At 58.6% G+C, this 18,396-nt stretch carries 21 protein-coding genes; 17 read left to right on the top strand and 4 right to left on the bottom strand.

All coding sequences use genetic code 11. The features are described 5' to 3' along the window. The first annotated feature begins 242 nt into the window (after positions 1–242). The gene (locus RLW55_RS17115; protein WP_409563101.1) at positions 243–986 is read left to right on the top strand and encodes a superoxide dismutase; all 744 of its coding nucleotides are present in this window, start codon (positions 243–245) and stop codon (positions 984–986) included. Between the two features lie 230 nt (positions 987–1,216). On the opposite strand, the gene RLW55_RS17110 is transcribed toward RLW55_RS17115, so the two are convergent. Next, entirely contained in the window at positions 1,217–1,426 is a 210-nt protein-coding gene (locus RLW55_RS17110) for a hypothetical protein (RefSeq protein WP_423414885.1), read from the bottom strand. 212 nt (positions 1,427–1,638) lie between these two features. On the opposite strand from RLW55_RS17110, the gene RLW55_RS17105 reads away from it, so the two are divergent. Then, on the top strand, positions 1,639–1,854 hold the full coding sequence (locus RLW55_RS17105) for a hypothetical protein (protein WP_013947325.1): 216 nt from the start codon (positions 1,639–1,641) through the stop codon (positions 1,852–1,854). Positions 1,855–1,916: 62 nt separating this feature from the next. Here RLW55_RS17105 and RLW55_RS17100 read toward each other — a convergent pair whose 3' ends face one another. The 3 genes from RLW55_RS17100 to RLW55_RS17090 all read right to left on the bottom strand — a co-directional run bounded on the left by RLW55_RS17100 (position 1,917) and on the right by RLW55_RS17090 (position 3,371). Beyond that, on the bottom strand, positions 1,917–2,147 hold the full coding sequence (locus RLW55_RS17100) for a hypothetical protein (RefSeq protein ID WP_013947326.1): 231 nt from the start codon (positions 2,145–2,147) through the stop codon (positions 1,917–1,919). A gap of 101 nt (positions 2,148–2,248) precedes the next feature. After that, positions 2,249–2,641: an Mpo1-like protein gene (locus tag RLW55_RS17095; protein WP_409563104.1), complete on the bottom strand. Its 393-nt coding sequence runs from the start codon at positions 2,639–2,641 to the stop codon at positions 2,249–2,251. A 25-nt stretch (positions 2,642–2,666) separates the two neighbouring features. Next, positions 2,667–3,371: a hypothetical protein gene (locus tag RLW55_RS17090; RefSeq protein WP_409563105.1), complete on the bottom strand. Its 705-nt coding sequence runs from the start codon at positions 3,369–3,371 to the stop codon at positions 2,667–2,669. 256 nt (positions 3,372–3,627) lie between these two features. Between RLW55_RS17090 and RLW55_RS17085 the strand changes: the two genes are divergently transcribed. The 15 genes from RLW55_RS17085 (at position 3,628) to RLW55_RS17015 (ending at position 18,393) form a co-directional block, all read left to right on the top strand. Next, entirely contained in the window at positions 3,628–4,086 is a 459-nt protein-coding gene (locus RLW55_RS17085; RefSeq protein ID WP_423414884.1) for an Hsp20 family protein, read from the top strand. A 421-nt stretch (positions 4,087–4,507) separates the two neighbouring features. Next, on the top strand, positions 4,508–4,765 hold the full coding sequence (locus RLW55_RS17080; protein WP_423414883.1) for a hypothetical protein: 258 nt from the start codon (positions 4,508–4,510) through the stop codon (positions 4,763–4,765). Between the two features lie 176 nt (positions 4,766–4,941). Next, complete coding sequence (locus tag RLW55_RS17075) at positions 4,942–5,376, top strand: PqqD family protein (protein WP_423414882.1); 435 nt, start codon at positions 4,942–4,944, stop codon at positions 5,374–5,376. Further along, entirely contained in the window at positions 5,349–6,089 is a 741-nt protein-coding gene (locus RLW55_RS17070; RefSeq protein ID WP_423414881.1) for a glycosyltransferase family 2 protein, read from the top strand. Before RLW55_RS17075 ends, RLW55_RS17070 begins: the two co-directional genes overlap by 28 nt. Before the next feature lie 44 nt (positions 6,090–6,133). Beyond that, positions 6,134–7,255, top strand: a complete 1,122-nt coding sequence (locus RLW55_RS17065; protein ID WP_423414880.1) for a nucleotidyltransferase family protein — start codon at positions 6,134–6,136, stop codon at positions 7,253–7,255. A 74-nt stretch (positions 7,256–7,329) separates the two neighbouring features. Next, on the top strand, positions 7,330–8,991 hold the full coding sequence (locus RLW55_RS17060; RefSeq protein WP_423414879.1) for an ABC transporter ATP-binding protein: 1,662 nt from the start codon (positions 7,330–7,332) through the stop codon (positions 8,989–8,991). Then, the gene (locus RLW55_RS17055; RefSeq protein WP_423414878.1) at positions 8,988–10,805 is read left to right on the top strand and encodes a glycosyltransferase; all 1,818 of its coding nucleotides are present in this window, start codon (positions 8,988–8,990) and stop codon (positions 10,803–10,805) included. The genes RLW55_RS17060 and RLW55_RS17055 overlap by 4 nt, the downstream gene beginning before the upstream one ends. Positions 10,806–11,250: 445 nt before the next feature. Then, positions 11,251–12,672, top strand: coding sequence for a tyrosine-type recombinase/integrase (locus RLW55_RS17050; RefSeq protein ID WP_423414877.1), 1,422 nt, complete (start codon positions 11,251–11,253; stop codon positions 12,670–12,672). Further along, positions 12,669–13,394 (top strand): hypothetical protein, encoded by a 726-nt coding sequence (locus tag RLW55_RS17045; protein WP_423414876.1) that lies wholly within the window; start codon positions 12,669–12,671, stop codon positions 13,392–13,394. Before RLW55_RS17050 ends, RLW55_RS17045 begins: the two co-directional genes overlap by 4 nt. 464 nt (positions 13,395–13,858) lie before the next feature. Next, positions 13,859–14,725 carry a DUF7146 domain-containing protein gene (locus RLW55_RS17040; RefSeq protein WP_423414875.1) on the top strand — a complete coding sequence of 289 codons (867 nt, stop codon included), beginning with the start codon at positions 13,859–13,861 and terminating at the stop codon, positions 14,723–14,725. Further along, positions 14,725–16,122, top strand: coding sequence for a DUF3987 domain-containing protein (locus RLW55_RS17035; RefSeq protein ID WP_423414874.1), 1,398 nt, complete (start codon positions 14,725–14,727; stop codon positions 16,120–16,122). Before RLW55_RS17040 ends, RLW55_RS17035 begins: the two co-directional genes overlap by 1 nt. Positions 16,123–16,359: 237 nt before the next feature. Continuing rightward, complete coding sequence (locus RLW55_RS17030) at positions 16,360–16,776, top strand: single-stranded DNA-binding protein (protein ID WP_423414873.1); 417 nt, start codon at positions 16,360–16,362, stop codon at positions 16,774–16,776. 14 nt (positions 16,777–16,790) lie between these two features. After that, the gene (locus RLW55_RS17025) at positions 16,791–17,024 is read left to right on the top strand and encodes a hypothetical protein (RefSeq protein ID WP_423414872.1); all 234 of its coding nucleotides are present in this window, start codon (positions 16,791–16,793) and stop codon (positions 17,022–17,024) included. A gap of 423 nt (positions 17,025–17,447) precedes the next feature. Then, positions 17,448–18,023, top strand: coding sequence for a hypothetical protein (locus tag RLW55_RS17020; RefSeq protein WP_423414871.1), 576 nt, complete (start codon positions 17,448–17,450; stop codon positions 18,021–18,023). Next, on the top strand, positions 18,013–18,393 hold the full coding sequence (locus tag RLW55_RS17015) for a hypothetical protein (protein ID WP_423414870.1): 381 nt from the start codon (positions 18,013–18,015) through the stop codon (positions 18,391–18,393). Before RLW55_RS17020 ends, RLW55_RS17015 begins: the two co-directional genes overlap by 11 nt. Positions 18,394–18,396: the final 3 nt, after the last annotated feature.

Raw genomic sequence — 18,396 nt, 5'->3', positions numbered from 1 at the left:
ACGATCCCGATCCGCGGAGAGGCAAGTTCCTTGCATCTTCGTGATCCCAAGCGGGACCGAAATCGCGGATGGCAGTCGCCTTCACAGGCGGCTGCCATTTTTTGTGGCTATTGAACGACAATAGCCGGCCGCTAAGCGCCAACCTGCGCCGTTTTGTCGATCTTCTGACTGGAGATTTTGTAATCCGGCTCTACATCTCCTTGCGATGCCCTCGAAGCGACATCAGCCCAGGAGATTTTCCCATGACAAACCTCGACCGACGATCGTTTCTTAAGGCGGCGCGTGCCGTTTCCGTTGTTGCGGCAGTTTCGTCATCCGCGACAGTCAAAGCTTTCGCCGAAACGACCGGGGCCGGTGGACCGTACAAGCTTCCGCCGCTTCCGTACGCATTCGGAGCGTTAGAGCCGAATATCGACGCGCAAACCATGGAGCTGCATCACGACAAGCATCATGCGGCCTACGTCAAGAATTTGAATGCGGCGCTGAAGGATCATTCGCAGCTTGCGTCGCTTCCTCTGGAAGAGCTTCTCGTCAAGCTCAGCGACGTGCCGGAAGACATTCGTATGACCGTTCGCAATAACGGTGGCGGTCATGCCAATCACAGCATGTTCTGGGAGATCATGGGGCCGCCTGGTGGCGCTGGGCCGGATGGTGAGCTGAAAGCGGCCATCGACAGGGATTTCGGTGGGCTCGATAAGCTACAGCCGCAGTTCAATGCAGCAGGCGGAAAAGTTTTCGGCTCGGGTTGGGTTTTTGTCACCGTCGATAAGGACGGAAAACTCGCACTTGTCTCTAAGCCGAACCAGGATACGCCACTTATGGACGGCGGCCGCGTGTTGATGGGAAATGATGTTTGGGAGCACGCCTATTACCTCAAATATCAGAACAGGCGCCCTGAATATCTGAAAGCGTGGTGGAACGTTGTAAATTGGAAAGCCGTCGGCGATCGCTATGCGGCGGCAAAGGCCGGCAAGCTCGCCATTTGATTTCACTGTAAAATCGACAAAGCCGTCCGGCTGCGGTTTGGACGGCTTTTTTGCAGCTCAATTCAGTCCGAGCTGCGCACCGACCCAGCTGAGAGCCGCCGCGTTATTGAATGCGATATCGAAGGCGATGCCGGCAAATATCACCACGATAACGATGAGCACACGCATGTCGTCCATGCTACGAGCAACGCCGGGTGGAGAACGAATGTTCCGCCGCGAGACAGGGAACGTTACGGCGTCTTCTTGTTTACCGTCGCGTCGGGTGGAGGAGGTGTCGGGCTGATCGGATATGGCTCAGGCGCTGCCTTTGCTGGGGACGAGTGATTAGCTTCTGCAGGTGCGGGCTTGGCAGCATCCACCGTCGAAAGATCAAGGCGCTGCCAATATAAAATAGCCCCAGCGATTATGATGATCGACAGAATGAAGATCGGCCACTTCATAGCTTTTATCCGCGCGGCTTTTTCCGCCAACGAACGCCAAGAATGCAAAGTTCCCGCCGTGCTTTCGCGAGCGTTGTGGTCGGGGCGATATTAACGCTTGTGGCGGATGAGATGATTTCACGCGGCGCTAACCAAGCGCTCAGTTGTCACGTGTTGTCCTGATTTTTCGGCGTAGATTCGACCTATCGTTGAAGGCAAACAGGAGTTCCCGCATGTCGAAGCGTACCTTATTCGCCGCCGCAATGGGAGCTGCAGCGCTCGTCTCGCTGCCTGCAGTCTCAGAAGCTCATTGCCTCGGTTACAAGCACATGAAATCCGAATTCAACTCTGCGGTCGACGGGACGACGACGATGGTTAAACGCGTCGCGTATCGCACGGAGGCGTTTGGCCGTCGCATGTTCGGCTGGTTGGATTGCAAGAAATACTAAGACCGGCAAGCGACTTTCGCAGGCCTTCGGGACGCGTTTGAACGGCTAGGTCGTAATGCGACCTATGCCGCCAAGGGCCGAGGCTTGAGCGTGTCGGCAAGCGAGGCGCGGACGCGTTCCTCAAGAGCGACCATGTCGAAAACAGACTCCGAGGCGGCGAGGATTGTCATCACAATTCTCGCCCGCTGCTTATGGTTTGGATCGAGATTTCGTTCGCCACCGTCGATCTCATCTCGAAGTCTTATGTAAAGATCGACGAGCACGCTTCCCGGAAGGGGAGTACCACTATCCATGCTTGAGCTTTCGTTCGATGCTGCAGAGCATCAACGCCAGCGCCTTGCTTTTGGTTGCGTGTGATGGTGTGAGCCGGGTCCTCTTCGAAATCTGCGATGCGCTATTGGCGAGGGGATTTTTCTTTGCTGCCTGCGACGCGCCTGATCTCTGCTTCCAAGCCGCCAGTCAGCCAGAGTCCGTACATCTTCAGATCTGCCTCCAGCGACCAAAGTGGATTTTCAAAAGCGGCAGGGTTGTTTCGCTCAAAGGCGAAGTGGCCTGCCCAGGCACTAGCGTATGAACCAGTTATGCCTGCGGCCAGGTATCGACCTCGGCCGGTTTTTAGCCATCCGGCGACGCCAAGAAGGCCGAGCGTCGTTCCTATCATATGCATCGCGCGCGTCTCAGGCTTGGAATGCGCCTTGAGATAATAAGGCCAGAATTCATCGAACGACGCGAACTTCGGCGCGGGCTCTGGTGTTGAATTTCGTTTGCTCAAAGAGCTGGTCGCCATCTCTTTTACCTCCAAACTATTGTGCTCAATGCCCAAGTGCTGCGGCGATACTCTGGGGGATCGATTTATTAATCGTCCCATGGCTTAGTTCCGTTGCCCGTCCGGGGCAGGCCTCGGATTTGGATCTGGCAACAAGATCTTCGAGGTCATCCTCTTTCCGCACGATATAGGGCGACAGGTGCTTGACGACTTTCGCGCTCGCTGCAACGCCCCACAAAATTCCCGTATCAAGCGGCATCGACGTGATGTCTCCTGCCGCGGTGATGCAGTTCATAGATCTCGGAAGCGAGTTGATCATCGAATAACTGACGCGGCCGGACTGCAAGAGGGCAAGACGCATCTTCGCTCTCTCGAATAATTCCGCAGTGATCTCGTAGGGTCCCCAGGACTTGACACGTCGGCCGGCGTGACAGGCCATTTGCAAAGTTTCGGCAAGTGAAAAGTTATGGCCTCGCTCAGATCCGAACGGCTGTACCTTTTTCGTGGCAGGTAGCCAGCTTATTGTCAGCGGGCTGACCACGTCCTTCGCTAAGTCATTTCCGCGATAGAAGCTGATGAATGTATGGGCATGTACTAGGTCATCGTCCGGCCCCTGATAGGCCCATACCACCATAAAATAGCGACCATCCAAGCTTGCTGTCTCGGCCGCCCTTCCGAAAGAAACCTGCAAGAAGCAGAGCGACAGTACGCAAATCAACGTCTTGAAGAATTTTCCGGTAGAGATCGACATTGTCCCTTCTCTCATCCGCAATGAAGATCCGGTGAGATCATTGAAATCACTCCGCACTTAAATTCGATTGGCCTTAGGAATGTTCCGCCGCAGGCCAAAACGTTGGGTTCGCCTTGGTCGCACATCCAATCTAAGTCTCGAAAATTTTCCTATCTGTCCTCTTGAACGATCCAATCGACGAAATTAAATCGGCGCTCGGACGGGCCCGATGTGGCTGTCCCTTGCTCTGGTTGTCGCTTCTGGAAGGAGGATAGCTATGGCGACATTCGACTTCACGCCGATGTTTCGTTCGAGCATCGGGTTCGAGCAAATTCCCGATCTTCTGGCCCAGGCGTTACAGCGCCAGGGTGATGGATATCCCCCGTACAAAATTGAAAAAGCCGGTGCCGATGAATTTCGCATCGTAATGGCGGTGTCTGGCTTTTCTGCGGATGATCTTGAGATCGTCCAGGCTGAAAATCGCCTAACGATCAAAGGCGGCGCCAAGAACGACGATCAGAAAATTTACCTTTACCGAGGTCTTGCCGCCCGGCAGTTCGTCCGCGAATTCGATCTCGCGGATTACGTCGAGGTTACAGGCGCGAAGCTCGACAATGGGCTGCTCGTCATTTCCTTGAAACGCGAACTGCCGGAGGCGATGAAGCCTCGGTCCATCCCGGTCACGATTGGAAATGGTTCCGACGCGACGGCGCGCATCGAGAAGAAAGCCGCGTAGATCATCCACTAAGAGGCAGGGATGAGCGCGGTTGCATTCTCCGGCCATTCGGTTGCGGCCGTTGAGAGCGTGATGCCGGTGGCGACAGGACATGGCGCCGGCATCTCCCCTCGGCAGGGACAGCTTTCGGGCCGTCCCTCATGTCGGATCTTTCCGATGGGAAAGGGATGGGGTCTCGCGATTGAGCGCAATAGCGCTTGGCTCGTCGGCTTGGGCATTCCTGGAAGCTGCAGATTCTTCAGGTCGCTGAGAGCGGCAATCGCCTTCGCCGAGGCCCGCGGCCTCGACTACTACGTCGTCCGCCCGGCGCGTCCGTTTGAGAGTTATTGGCGTCGCCGCTGGCGGGGCAGGGGACGTGGGCGTGATTTTGGACGCCATTGTCTCCAAAGCCTCATCGAACTGATCAGCATGAGAGGGGATCATGCAAGCGATACTTTCGGGAAAGCGAGTACTCGTCGTCAAAGGTTCGCTTCTTGCGCCTTGTGCGTTGGAAAAAGCGCTGGGCGAGCGCGGCGCCAAGGTGATCAACGCTACCAATGTCATCTCCGCATTTTCTATTATTGAATACGAGGAATTGGTGCCGGCTGTAGGATTTGAATCTACGACCCATGATTACAAATTCGGGGCAACTCCAATATCAACAGAGCTCATTCTGACTATTCGCGCGTCGTTCTCGTAATGACGATTCAATAGCTTAGAAGCGCAGTCAGAACGAGATAACTGCAAGACCGGACCGCGCTTAGTCTTAATCATTTTAAGCATAAAAAGACAATCTGATCCGCTCACAGATTTATTGCGTTGCCCAACTCTATAGGAGAATGGTCTCCTTTGAATTTGCGAGTTGGAGAATTTTCGATGGCAATTTATTTTCAACCAACTGAGGGCCGCATTGTCAGCGAAGTCATCGACGGCGAGGCTATTCTGCTGGATCTGACCACTGGTTCCTATTTCAGTGCGGATCATGTCGGAGCCGCGGTTTGGAGCCTGGTGTCCGTGGGCGTTCCAGTCGAGACGACAGCTCAGGTTATCGCTGATCGGTTCGAACACGACCTTGCAAAGGTGACCGGAGACGTTGAGGCCTTCGTTGACGATCTCTATCGCCGCGGACTGATCCAGCGGTGCAAGAAGCCAGCCGACGAGGCATCGGCTATTGCTAACCTCGTCGTCATCGCCAAGGCTTATGAGGCGCCGCAGCTCGCGGTCTACGAGGACATGCAGGATCTTCTCTTCATCGATCCCATCCATGATGTCGGCGAAGCGGGATGGCCCCTGCGCAAAGAGACGGCATGATGAGCTCGGATCGCGGCCGCCCCCCAATCCATGCGATCGTGACCTGCTATAATGTCGGACGGTTCCTGGATGAAACGCTTGCAAGCGTTTTCTCCCAAACAACGACGGCCCACACGGTGACAGTGGTCGATGACGGATCGACCGACGATACTCAGGCTGTGCTCGCGCGCCATGGAGGCAGGCTGAGTGTGGTCTGCCGGAGCAACGGCGGCATCTCGGCGGCTCGCAATAGCGGTATTGCCTCCGTAACCGACGGTCTGGTCGCCTTCCTCGACGGCGACGACCTTTGGACCCCCGAGAGCCTAGACTGCCGGCTCGCAGCCTTCCTGGCGGATCCCAGGCTCGACCTGGTCTACGGAGCGGTGCGCCAGTTCCGTTCGGTCGACACTGCGAACGGAAGGGTCCGCGCGCCCCATGGCGAGCCGTTGCAGGCCAGGCTGGCCGGCTCAATGCTGATCCGACGAGACTTTTTCGACCGGATCGGCCTATTCAACGAGGCGTTCCGGATTGGCGAAACCATCGACTGGGTGGCCAGGGCGGCGGAGAGCGGCGCACGAATTGCATGCGTGGAGCCTGTCGTCCTGGAACGACGCATCCATGGTGATAACACCGTGATCAGAGAAAAGCAGCGGACGGGCGACTATCTTCGCGCTCTCAAGGCGTCGATCGATCGCCGCGCTGCGAGCGGCCACGCAATAAGGGATAAGCCGTGATGGGCAAACTCCGCTCATTCGTCTGGCCTAACGAGGGCCAGGAAATGCTTCTCGATATCGCTCTGGGGCCGCAGGAAAACGTGGTCGCGACATTCGAGAAATGGAATGCGGCCACGGACCTGGACAAGGAATTCGACTGGGGCACGTTCCGGCTGCTGCCATTCGTGTATGAGCGCCTGCGCAGTCTCGATCTCGACCATCCATTGATGGGCCGCCTGAAGGGGATCTATCGCCTCGCCTTCTACGAGACGCAAAGCATCGTGCATGTGGCGGCGTCGATGCTCTCGAACCTGCAGGCCGCAGGTATCCCGACGATGATGATCAAGGGCGTGCCGCTCGCCCTCTCGTACTATCGCTCTCCTGCCGTGCGGCCGATGCGGGATTTCGATTTTGCAGTCCCGCCGAGCATGTCGCATAGGGCCGTGGCCATTGTGGAAGCGCAGGGCTGGACGCGCCTGGGATATTGCCGCGACGAGGACCTGCTCTACAGGCACTCCATGCCGTTCAGGAACGCGGCCGGCAAGGAGATGGATCTCCACTGGCATTGCTTGGTCGAGGATGGATCAAAAGCTGCGAACGACTGGTTCTGGGCGCGGAGCACACCGCTGATCGTCGGCCCGTGCACGACGCTCCAGCCCGACGCTACGGCCCTGCTGCTGCACACGATCCTGCATGGCTTGCGCTCCAACCCGGAACCGCCGGTGCGCTGGGTGGCTGATGCGACGAGGCTCATCGACTCGAGTCCGGGCGTGGACTGGGACGAACTCGTGCGCTTCGCCATTGAGCGCCGGCTCACCCATCGCCTCTCGTTAGGGCTCGCCTATCTCAAGCGTCGCTTCAATTGCGCCATCCCCGAAGACGCCTTTACGCAACTGGAAGCGCTGCGCCCGAGCCTGCTTGAGAAGATCGAGAACACCGTGTTCCTCGGCGACTCGACGACAATTGCAGAGAACCCATTCGGTCGCCGCTGGGTGAAGTTCATCGAGTACACTCGCATGATGCGGATCTGGCCGCTCGGCCAGGTCATCGCGCAGTTTCCAGACTATATGCGCTACCGGGCCGACTTGCCGCACAAGCGTGACCTGCTGCCCTACCTGGCCAGCTATCCGCGGCGCGGCCTGAAGCGACTGGCGACCCGCCACATATCAGGTCCGGCAAAGGAATGAGTGGCTTGGCAATGGAGGCGTCCACGACCCAAGCCGCTCACATACCGGCCCGCGGATCATGGCGAGGAACGGGAGTGCGGGCCGAATTCGCCTGGATGGCTTCCTATTATCGGGGGAGCTGGAATGCGCTGCTGGCGATCGTGTCCGTCGCTGTGGCCGGGGCCCTGCTGGCGCCGGCCCAGCCGCACATCGTCCGGCTCATCTTCGATCACGCCATCCCCGAAGGTCATACGGCGCTGCTGGTGGGGCTGGCGCTTCTGCTGCTGGCGGTACGGTTCGCCGGCGGCGCATTGTCATTGCTGTCGCGCCATTTGACGTTGACCGTGACGCGCGGCGTGACGATGGAGATTCGCCGGGCGATCATCGCAGGCCTCTACGATCAGCCAAGCGAGTTCCACGACTTCAGCGCGCCCGGGCGGCTGCAGAAGCGGATCGTCCACGACACGGAGCAGCTCGAGAACCACATGCAGGCGGTGCTGTCGGTCGGGCTGCCGGCTCTTCTGGGAGCGATGACGCTGACCCTGATGATGGCCAGCATGAGCTGGCAGGTTACCGGCATTCTGCTGGTTTTGGCGCCGCCGCTTTGGTTCACCACGCGTCTCTCGAACACCTTTCTGAAGCGCAACCTTAAGGACTTCCAGGCCCAGTTCGAGCTCTTCAATAAGGGCATCTACTTCGTTCTGCGCCACATGGACCTCACGCGCATTCGCGCCTTCGAGGACGGGGAACTGGATCGACAGACAGGCATTCTGGCCAGGCTGCGTGAAAGCGGCGTCCGCATGTCGCGGGGCTTCGAGATCCACAACCAGATCCAAAACGTCGCGACGAGCGTCATCGCCATCGTGCTGCTGGTCAGCGGCGGCATCGCCATTCAGCATGGCATGCTGAAGGTCGGTGACTTCGTGGCACTGTACATCGCAGCGGCGATGCTGAGTGGCCAGTCCATCCGGCTGGCGTCAGTAATTCCGGACGTGTTTATGATCCGCGACGTGGTCGATCGCCTGCGCGAGTTACCCCAGCGTAGCGCACCGGCGCTGCGGGCCGGGTCCGCGCTGCCGGCCTTCAAGGGCTGCATCGAGCTTGAAGGCGTGTCGTTCCGGCGAGGCAGCCGGCCGATACTGCGGCGCGTAGACCTGACGATCCGGCCGGGCCGCCACCTGGCGATCCGCGGCGCCAACGGGGCGGGAAAGAGCACGTTGGTGCAGTTGGTGCTTGGCCTGCTGAAGCCGAGCGAAGGCCGATTGACCGCAGACGGCGTCCCCTATGACGAACTCGATCTGGCCGCGCTGCGTCGGAAGATCGGCTTCGTGCCACAGCGGCCTGATTTTTTCGGCGGTACACTCCTGGAGAACATCATCTATGGGCGTCCGGAAGCGACGACGGAAGATGTTGACGACGCGCTCCGCAAGGCCGGTATCGATGACTTCGTCCGCAGTCTTCCAAATGGGCTCGAGACGCTGGTGGGCGAAGGCGGCGTAACAATCTCAGGCGGGCAGGGGCAGAGGCTCGCCATCGCGGCGGCACTGGTGGCGCGGCCACGGCTGCTGGTGTTCGACGAGCCTACCAATCACCTCGACCCCATGGCGGTGACCGCCATCATCGACACGCTGCGACGGGAATCGGCCGATACGGCCGTCCTCACGATCAGCCATGCCTCGGCTCTCATCGGCTCGGCGGACGCTGTCTTCGACCTGACAGCGGGCCGGTTGACGCCAGCGGAGGAAGCCTCTGCATGAGTAGCCACGCAAGCAGCGGCGAGAGCGGCGTCTCCTCCCGCCTTCACCATGCCGCCGACCGCGGCAGCCGCAGCGAGGCGGAGCAGCGGCGGTTCTTTGAAGACGTGAGCTCGTTGACGCGAGAAGCCGAGAAGCGGATCGACGTGATCGAGCGCTTCATTGACGTCGCGGGGCTGCCGGTGCGCATCCGCTATGCGGGTAATGCGATGTACGATGCCTTGTGGCCGGCGCTTGCTCATCTCGAGATCCCGCCCACCGACGAGCCCGGCGCTACGCTGCGCCTGTGGACCTCCGCGGGTACGGGGCTCCGCATGGTGCCGCCGCCCGTGGGGCGGGATGCCTTCACGGACCGTGGCGATATCTGGGGCTATGACAGCCGCGTCGTGCGCAGCGCGTTCCTCTGGGGCGAATCCGCGCTCGCCTTGCTCGATACCACCATCGGCGAAGGGATCTACTGGGTTGAGGATCCTGCCGCGATTCCGTACTGGGCGAAGGCATCGCCGCTGCGCACCCTGTTCCACTGGCTGATGCTCGCAGAGGGCAAGCAACTCATCCACGCCGCTTGCGTCGGTCAGGAAGACGGCGCCGTCCTTATCTGCGGCCGGGGCGGCGTCGGCAAGTCCACGACGGCACTGTCGTGTCTCGATGCCGGTATGCGCTATGTGAGCGACGACTATCTTGTCGTCGGGCTCGATCCGGAGCCGATGGCCTACAGCCTCTATGGCACGGCCAAACTGGTCGCCGAAAAGGCCGCCGCCTTCGGCAGCTTCGGCGGCCGCGCGGCGCAGGACGCGGCCAAGCCGGGAGAGAAGGCGGTCGTTGCGATCGCCGGCGAGCACGGGTCGCGCCTGGTGCGTCGCCTGCCGATTAAAGCGATCCTCACGCCGCGCTTTGCCGACGACGCCGCGACGAATTTCGCGCCGACATCATCGGCCGCGCTGATCCGCGCCGCCGTGTTTACGACGACCGCGCAATTGCCTCATGCCGGGCGGGAGACTTACGCGTTCGTCGAGCGGCTCGTCGAGACCGTTCCCGGTTGCGAAATCCGCCTCGGCCGAGACATCGGCGCTGTTCCGGCCGCGATTGAGGCGCTGCTCGCCGACGAGATCGCCATGCCGCCCCGCCGCATCGACACCAGCGCGACGCTGCCGCTCGTCAGCGTCATCATCCCCGTCTTCAACGGCACACACTTCCTTCCGGACGCGATCCGAAACGTCGTGTCCCAAGATATAGGCAAGCTTGAGATCATCGTCGTCGACGACGGTTCAACGGAGGATGTCGGGGCGGCGCTCGAGGCATTGCCGGTGGATGTTCGCCTTCTGCGTCAGGCCAATGCCGGGCCGTCAGCCGCTCGCAATCGCGGGCTTGCCGCGGCGGCAGGTGACTATGTGGCGTTCCTTGACGTTGATGATCTATGGACGCCAGGCGCACTTCACCTGCTGGGCGCCGCGCTCGCCGCAGATCCTGACCTGGACGCTGTCCATGCCCGCGCCCGGCTCGTCCGCTACGGCGCCGAGGATGCCTATCTCGGCTCGCCGGAGGAGACCTTCCCCTACTATATCGGCGCTGGCCTTTACCGGCGCAGCGCTTTCGACAAGGCCGGCGTCTTCGACGCCACCCTGCGCTTCGGCGAGGACACCGAGTGGTTTGCGCGCGCGCGCCTCGTGGGTGCGCGCATCCTGGAATTGCCCGAGGACGTCCTCCTCGTCCGCCGGCACGACGGCAACATGACGGCGGGGAAGTCGTTGGTGGAAGTCAACACGCTGCAGGTTTTCAAAAGGATCAGGGATCTGCAGAACCGCCGGAAAGTCTGATCGGCGGCAGTCAGCGTTCGTAGTTCTCAACGCTGAAAGTCTCTATGCTGAAAGCTCCAGCTAATAGCAGCGAGGTGAATTCAATGCTCGCTGTCCGTCTTCTGGCAAGTTCCTTTGCGCTCCTCGGCGCAGCGTCCGTCTGCGAAGCTGCCGAAGTCGCTTTGCCGCCGTTCTATCAGGCGCGAAAGTCAGAATGAAAATTGGGAAGCAGCTAAGTCATTGATTATAAATGGTGCCGGCTGTAGGATTTGAACCTACGACCCCCTGATTACAAAAAACAGGGCGGCACATAACGCGCCCAAACAAAATCTACCGCAATACACAGCTAAATACCCTGAAAACGCTGGAATTTAGAGCGAGCGTTAGGCTATGTTATTAACGCTACCTATCAGGGCAAAACATGGTTCCGCGTTACCCTGGCGTTACCCGCGGAGACCTCTTGATCATGGCCAAAGCCCTGACCGCCATCGCCGTTGAGCGCATTCAATCCCACGGTTCCAGCCGTCGCGAGATCCCTGATGCGCGGATGCCCGGCTTGTACCTCGTGGTGCAGCCTTCCGGGGCAAAGTCGTGGGCGGTGCGCTATCGCTATGGCGGACGGCCGAAAAAGCTGACCATCGGTTCTTATCCCGCTTACGATCTTCTGAAGGCGCGAGATCGTGCACGTGATGCACTCCAAGCTGTGGACGAGGGGAGGGATCCGGCCCGCGAAAAGCGCAAGGCAAAAGCAGCGGCCAAGATCGAAGCGCCAGACCGCGACCTCGTCCCGGCAGTCTTTTCGTTGTTCGTCACGCGCTGGGCCAAGCCAAAGAACCGCTCTTGGAAGGAAGGCGCTCGGATATTGGGTCTACAACCCGACCCGGAAAATCCCGAACAGATGCTGGTGAAAAAGAACGGCGTCGCAGCTCGCTGGCGTGATCGCAGGATAGGCGAGATCACCAAGCGGGACATCATCGATCTGCTTGACGACATTGTTGATCGTGGTGCGAAGACATCCGCCAATCGCACGCTCGATGCGCTTCGGACGCTGTTCGGATGGTGCGTTGATCGCGACATCATCGCATCGTCGCCGTGTCAGGGCGTTCGCGACCCGAGCCCAGAGACCGTTCGCGATCGCGTGCTGACCGATGATGAAATTCGCCTTATGTGGCAGGCGGCGACCGTCCAAGGATATCCGTTCGGGCATCTTGCGAAGCTCTTACTCCTGACTGGCCAGCGGCGGCAGGAAATCTCGGGCATCACAACTGATGAGATTGACTTCGCTCGGCGCATTTTGACCATCCCAAGCACGCGATCGAAGAACAAAGATCCGCATGAGGTTCCGCTATCTGATCCGGCAATCGCGATCCTGAAATCGCTGCCGCGGATCGGCGACGATGGTCTCGTGTTTACGAATACCGGAACGACAACGATCTCGGGCTTTTCGCGCTCCAAGCGTCAACTTGACGGTCTGATGCTGAGGGCAGCCAAGGCGGAAGCAAATCGACCGAGCAAAGTTCAAATTGCTCGATGGACGCGCCACGATCTTCGCCGAACCGTAGCATCAGGCATGGCAGCGCTGGGCGTCGCGCCTCACGTCGTAGAGGCCGTTTTGAACCACCGAAGCGGCATCATCAAAGGCGTTGCTGCCGTCTATAACTTGCACAGATATCAAGACGAGAAACGCACCGCACTAGAAGGCTGGGCACGCTATGTCGAACTTCTGACCGACAACACTCGATGGCCGGCGGTCAGAGAGCGGCTAAACAGCTCTGACATCGAAGCGGCGAAGACGGAACGCGCACGGTTGAACGTGGCCGTGATGGAGGGCGGCGCGCGGTGGCAGCAGTATCTCCAATCGCTCGTGAGCGAGGAGACGGCGGCGTGAATCAAACATCCTTCGACATCCCGTTTGAGTATTCTAAGGAAGAGCGTGAGGAAATTGCGGAGCAGTTTAGAAAGGCCGGCAAGTCACAGTTTTTCGAGGCGTGTACCGAGGAGATGGAGCGCGCGGCGACGCATTATTTGATTGGTTCGCTGCTTGTCCAGCCAACCGAGAACAGGGAAGCTTTAGCAAAGAAGCATGCGCAAGAACTCGCAAGCCTTCTCAAAGCTCGGGAAGTCATGATCCGGGAATGCCGTTCCGAAATACTTCAGAGATCACCCGTAGAAGCCGCGGACCCCATACTGGATATCGACCTTCGGGAGATGCGCAAGCCTCGCCCTGGCGATATGACGATCCTATTTAAGAAATTCGAGAGCGGAGAAATTCCCGCCTTTCAACTTGCGTATGAGGTTGGCGTTCGTGCGCTTGATCGCTTGATAGAACATCACAACCAAGGATCGCCCCAACTCAAGATCATGGACGGCAAGAAAGAAAAATTTCCGCATCGGCGGTATTTCATCCGGCGGATAGCTGGGGCCTGGGCGGTGCTCCAGAATACCAAACTTCATGAATGCCGAATTGGCAGAGATGGATCCCCGATGGTCAAATTCGTCCGGGCATACCTAGATCCTGTTACCGTCAAATCCGATCAGTGCTTTAAGGTCGATGACGATCGGCAAATACGGAGAATACTTAAAGAACTTCTCGTAGCACCGGTCGAGTAGGACACGAAAACTTCGAAAATCTTTTTTCGTGTCCTGTCATCCATCCCCGGACACAGACTATTTCTCCTCGCACGTTCTAACGCGATCTTTCTTGCGAGGATGTGCAGATGAAAGAAAACGACGGCTATTTATCGTCAGCCGCGGTCCGTGCTCGCTACGGCGGCCGTTCCGATATGACGCTGTGGCGTTGGTTGGCAGACGATGAATTAGGCTTCCCCAAGCCCATTCGAATCCAGCGTCGCCGTTTTTGGCGGCTTTCAGATCTGCAGGAATGGGAAACGCGTCAGGCCCGCAGTTCCGAGGCCGCGCGATGACCTATCCAAAGAAAAAGGCCGCGGCAGTTGGCGCTGCGCGACCTCAAATTTCGATCAATCAATCAATCTCGATGGTGAGGGCAAATTACATGCTCTCGCGTGTTTTCGCAAGTGTTTGCGAAGCCATCCTGACCGCACAAGAGGTCGAAGATGGCACACCCTATTTCGGAAAAGCTTTCTGAGCGCATCGAAGAAGTGACGCGATGGTTTCTTGGCGAACCATCATCGCGAAGGCGCCATGAGCTGCGCTTCGGCAAACACGGTTCGAAGGCGGTTGTTACCGATGGTCCTAGGCGTGGTTTATATTTTGACCACGAGACCGGGGAAGGCGGCGACCTTCTTGATCTGATCCAGCGTCACGGCAACGTCGATTTTGCCGGAGCCGTTGAGATTGCTCAACAGCTTGTTGGCGGTGTCGATCCCTTTCCGCAGCGCAAGCCAGATACGCAGCGGAAACCTGCCGATGAGGATCAGGCAACCCGCACGGCATTTGCGCTGCGCCTTTGGGATGAGGCCGTGCAAATCAATGGAACGCCAGCTGAGCGGTATCTCGCTGAACACCGCGGCCTAAGCGTCAACCGAATTGATATCAATCACATCATCAAGTTTCATCGCGCGACCACGGCTATGGTCTGTCTGATGACTGATCCGGCGACCGGTGAACCATGCGGCGTGCATCGGACCTTTTTGGATGTTGATGCGAAAAAGACCGAGCGCAAAATGCTCGGTCGGCAAGGCGTAATCCGCCTTTCGGACGATGCCGAAATTACGACAGGTCTCGGGATCTGCGAGGGCGTCGAAGATGGCTTGGCAATTTTACTTGCAGGCTGGGCTCCTGTTTGGGCCGCAACAAGCGCTGGGGCGATCGCGCGGTTTCCGGTCTTGGTCGGCATCGAATGCCTCACGGTTTTCGCTGATGCCGACGCGCCGGGACAGGCAGCGGCGTCGCAATGCATCGAGCGATGGAATTCAGCAGGGCGCGAAGCATTTGTTGGCGCCACGCGTGGGGGCAAGTAATGAACGAAGTAATCAAAGATTGGAACGACGCGCATATTGCTGGCGTCGATATTCTGAAGTCGGCCGACGCGCAAATCGCTGAAGCGATGAAGGCCCGAAAGCGCCAAGAGATCGCCAACGAGGTTGGCGATGCTGTGAAGCGAGGCTCAGATCGGCTCGAATCCGTGCAGCCTTGGCCAAAGCTTTCAAGAGCCGCGATGTATGGGCTCGCTGGTGAGATCGCACACATTGCGACCGAACACAGTGAGGCTGATCCCGTTGCGGTCCACCTAACGATGCTTACGTCGGTCGGCGCGATGATGGGTCGTTCTCGTTATTTCTGCATCAACGATTCGTACCACCACGCGCGTTTGATGACAGCGTTGGTCGGTGGCACGGGAAAGGGAAGAAAGGGCACATCATGGGGGCCTGTCCACCGGTTGATCCTCGCGACGCAGGATAAAATTCGCGCTGAATCTACCGTGCCCTTCCCGCTCGGAAAGCCACTTCAAATTCACTACGGACCGCTGTCATCCGGAGAGGGTCTTGTCGATAGCATTCGGGACAAGATGAACGACGAAGACGAGTATGGAACAGAGGATAAGCGTCTTCTTGTTATCGAGGCAGAACTTGGCGCGGCGCTGCGAGCGATACAGAGGAACGGTAACAACCTCTCGACGATGATGCGCAATGCGTGGGACGGGACGACACTTTCGCCTATGACCAAGCGGCAAAATCGAATAACGGCAACCAACCCGCACATCTGCGTTGTCGCGCACGTTACGAGCCAGGAGCTTTCGGCACTATTGGGCGTGGGTGACATCTGGGGCGGATTTGCCAATCGCTTTCTTTGGACATGCGTCCGCCGTCGCGCAATCGTACCGTTCCCCAAGTCTCTTGCCCAAGATGATGTTGATCGCATTTCCTCTGAACTCGCGAGGGTGGTTCGCTATCAGGCCGAGCATCCGAGGGAGATGCGCCTCACCAATTCTGCCTCTGATCTCTGGGCCAATGTCTATCTTGAGCTCCAATCGGTCGAGCATTCCGGCGTGCTCGGCGCTTGCACGTCGCGGGGCGAAGCACAGACGCTACGATTGGCGCTCACATTCGCCCTCATCGATGGATCCGATTGGATAGAAGAACGTCACATCGAGGCGGGACTTTCCATGTGGCGGTACGCCGACGACAGCGCCCGGTACTTGTTCGGCGGCTCTGAATCAGACCCGATCGGAAGCGCGATCAAGCAAGCCCTGAGTGCGGGCGCCATGGCGCAAAATGACATTCGAGATTTGTTCGGCCGTCATGTGCCTGCCGCGCGCTTGGCGGACTCGCTGAAGGATCTTCAGGACCGGGGCCAGGTCACCTTCAAAGAAGAGAAGACTGGCGGCCGTCCCCGCCGCATGTGGAGCCTTGCTTGATGTGGCTTCTCCTGGCGCGAAAAGCGCGAAAAGCGCCAAAACTGCAATTTCAACGGGTTAGCTCGCGCGGTAATGGCGCGAAAAGGTGCGCGGTAAGTCCCTGCATCTTGAAGGCGAAGCCTTTCCGCGCGCTTATCGCGCACGATCATGCGCCATAAGTTATCTTTGTGTGTCAATGCGTTAGTGCCTTTCCGCGCTTTTCGCGCTTTCCGCGCTAGATGAAAAGGAAGAAACAGCATGAACGGTAGCATCGAGGTCGCATTCATCGGCCGTGTCATCGAACGCCCGGAGCTGAAGACGTCTGCCGCCGGCAAACCGTGGTGCTCGATCAGGCTGGCTGTCGGTGATGGTGAGACCGCTCAATACGTCCGTGTCGCGGTCTTTGGTGAAATGGCAGAGCGACTGGCATCGTCCATCGAGAAAGGTGCGAAGCTCTACGTCGAAGGCTGGTTGCGTTTGGATCGCTGGCGCACGTCCAGCAACGAGGAACGCAGCGGGTTGAGCTGTGCAGCGACGAAGGTTGAGAAGATCGGAGCAAGCGCAATCGGCAGGAACAAGCCCGCGAAGCCGAAGCAGGCTGATCATCAAGCGCCGCCGCAGGAGAATGTGTCCACGCATAAACACGCCGACATTGATGCTGCGATCCCCTTCTGATGAGGACAATCAATATGAACGAAGACCTTGCTCGCGCGCTGCGTCGCTTTCCTCAAGCCCGATGGATTGTTGGAAAGGGTAATTGGGGATGCGTCACGTTCTGCGCTGGCGGCGAAACCGTCGAGCTGTTCCCGACAGTCGATGGTGCCCTGAGCGCCCGTGCCGAGATGGACGGCCGGGCGTGCTGCTCAACTCAATGCACGGGGAAGCATCGTGTCGTCCGCCTGATGAGCGATGCGCTTGGGTGAAGAATGTCTATGCACCACGGGGGCGATGTAGGGCTTGCCAACCCGTTTCTCTCGGAACCGGCGATCCTCGCACGTACAGATTTTTTTCCTCCCTCTGATTTTGTTAAATCAAACGGGCATGATGAAAGCGATGTAATGCGATGTAACTAAAGCATTTTATTGCTCTTTGATTATTTTGATTTGTTAAGTTTGGTACGCAGCGAGTGCGTACTGCGTACCCCTGCCGTTGCAGATGCCAGAGGGGGCGTTGTCATCGTACCCGCGGTGGTTGCAAAGGACCGGTGGGGGACAACTTCGCGCACTTTTCCAATTGAGAATATGACCCTACAACGTAATTAAATTACTCAAAATAGCATATTGACTTTGCGTTTATTGCCGAATCAGTCGATAGATACGATATTCGTGCAAATCTCGGAGGGTGCTGTGGCTGATGCAGAAATCCGGACTATCGATCTTCCGGCCGCCGTCGCCGCGCTGGAAAAGCATCTTGGCTTTCGGTCGGAGCGCACGCGCCAGCTTGCGAGGCGACTTCAGGAGACTGGGATGCTGCCGGCCGGCTCGCACGGCGTTTCCGCTCGGCTAGATGTCCACGACTTTGGCACCCTTGCGCTCGCTTGTGCCGCTGGTGGCACGATCGCTGAGTGCCCTGAGCGCGTTGCGACGCTCGATCGCCTCCTCCCTGGTGGGATTGATGCGAGCGATTTTCCCGAAGGTGTTCGCAAGCGCATGGTCCCTGCTGGGGTCGATCTCGACGCGATGCTGCGAATGGCGGCCGAAGGCGACGATTGTCTTCGACAGGTGCGGATTGAGGTGGTCAGCAGTTGGCCCGAGTACGCTGTGATTTGGCAGGCGAGCGGAGAGGTTCGGCGCTGGCGCGAGCCTGGAAGCCTTCCGGGCCATTGGGCTGCCGGCCATCGCCGTTCGACGATGATCGACGGCAAGGCACTCTTCTACGCCGTGCAAGCTCTTTTTGCCGATGAGGCTGCCGATGCCGCGTAGCAGGACCCCGATCGAAAAGGCGCGCGTCACCGGTCAGGCGCAAAGGCGCAAAACGAAATTCGCGTCTCGGCGCGAAATTGGCTCTACCGATCCGCTGGGCGATCCTCCGAAGTGGATGACGCCGGCTCAACAGTCGGCCTGGCGCGTCACGTCGGCAGAGTGCCCGTGGCTCAATCGCAGTCACCGCTGCATCATCGAAATAGCTGCCGTTATCCGCGGCGACCTGATTTCAGGAACGGATGTCGGCGTAAACCGCCTCAATGTTTTGCGGCAGATCCTCGGACAGCTCGGAGCGACGCCCGCCGATGCGAGCAAGATTTCTGTACCGAGCGACCACGAAGACGATCCGGGCGACAAATATTTCAACTAAGGG

Origin of the sequence: Hyphomicrobium sp. B1 (assembly GCF_049532635.1) — a bacterium.
GTDB lineage: Bacteria > Pseudomonadota > Alphaproteobacteria > Rhizobiales > Hyphomicrobiaceae > Hyphomicrobium_B.
The sequence above is the reverse complement of the archived record's forward strand: the minus strand, read 5'-3'. Positions and strand labels throughout refer to the sequence as shown.

What these genes read in the sequence shown, in the direction of transcription:
- RLW55_RS17080 (WP_423414883.1), top strand. Translation starts at nt 4,508, where the DNA reads ATGCAAGCGATACTTTCGGGAAAGCGAGTACTCGTCGTCAAAGGTTCG.
- RLW55_RS17070 (WP_423414881.1), top strand. Translation starts at nt 5,349, where the DNA reads ATGGCCCCTGCGCAAAGAGACGGCATGATGAGCTCGGATCGCGGCCGC.
- RLW55_RS17040 (WP_423414875.1), top strand. Translation starts at nt 13,859, where the DNA reads ATGGCACACCCTATTTCGGAAAAGCTTTCTGAGCGCATCGAAGAAGTG.
- RLW55_RS17105 (WP_013947325.1), top strand. Translation starts at nt 1,639, where the DNA reads ATGTCGAAGCGTACCTTATTCGCCGCCGCAATGGGAGCTGCAGCGCTC.
- RLW55_RS17065 (WP_423414880.1), top strand. Translation starts at nt 6,134, where the DNA reads ATGCTTCTCGATATCGCTCTGGGGCCGCAGGAAAACGTGGTCGCGACA.
- RLW55_RS17050 (WP_423414877.1), top strand. Translation starts at nt 11,251, where the DNA reads ATGGCCAAAGCCCTGACCGCCATCGCCGTTGAGCGCATTCAATCCCAC.
- RLW55_RS17100 (WP_013947326.1), bottom strand. Translation starts at nt 2,147, where the DNA reads ATGGATAGTGGTACTCCCCTTCCGGGAAGCGTGCTCGTCGATCTTTAC.
- RLW55_RS17110 (WP_423414885.1), bottom strand. Translation starts at nt 1,426, where the DNA reads ATGAAGTGGCCGATCTTCATTCTGTCGATCATCATAATCGCTGGGGCT.
- RLW55_RS17035 (WP_423414874.1), top strand. Translation starts at nt 14,725, where the DNA reads ATGAACGAAGTAATCAAAGATTGGAACGACGCGCATATTGCTGGCGTC.
- RLW55_RS17075 (WP_423414882.1), top strand. Translation starts at nt 4,942, where the DNA reads ATGGCAATTTATTTTCAACCAACTGAGGGCCGCATTGTCAGCGAAGTC.
- RLW55_RS17115 (WP_409563101.1), top strand. Translation starts at nt 243, where the DNA reads ATGACAAACCTCGACCGACGATCGTTTCTTAAGGCGGCGCGTGCCGTT.
- RLW55_RS17025 (WP_423414872.1), top strand. Translation starts at nt 16,791, where the DNA reads ATGAACGAAGACCTTGCTCGCGCGCTGCGTCGCTTTCCTCAAGCCCGA.
- RLW55_RS17095 (WP_409563104.1), bottom strand. Translation starts at nt 2,641, where the DNA reads ATGGCGACCAGCTCTTTGAGCAAACGAAATTCAACACCAGAGCCCGCG.
- RLW55_RS17055 (WP_423414878.1), top strand. Translation starts at nt 8,988, where the DNA reads ATGAGTAGCCACGCAAGCAGCGGCGAGAGCGGCGTCTCCTCCCGCCTT.
- RLW55_RS17085 (WP_423414884.1), top strand. Translation starts at nt 3,628, where the DNA reads ATGGCGACATTCGACTTCACGCCGATGTTTCGTTCGAGCATCGGGTTC.
- RLW55_RS17030 (WP_423414873.1), top strand. Translation starts at nt 16,360, where the DNA reads ATGAACGGTAGCATCGAGGTCGCATTCATCGGCCGTGTCATCGAACGC.
- RLW55_RS17090 (WP_409563105.1), bottom strand. Translation starts at nt 3,371, where the DNA reads ATGTCGATCTCTACCGGAAAATTCTTCAAGACGTTGATTTGCGTACTG.
- RLW55_RS17015 (WP_423414870.1), top strand. Translation starts at nt 18,013, where the DNA reads ATGCCGCGTAGCAGGACCCCGATCGAAAAGGCGCGCGTCACCGGTCAG.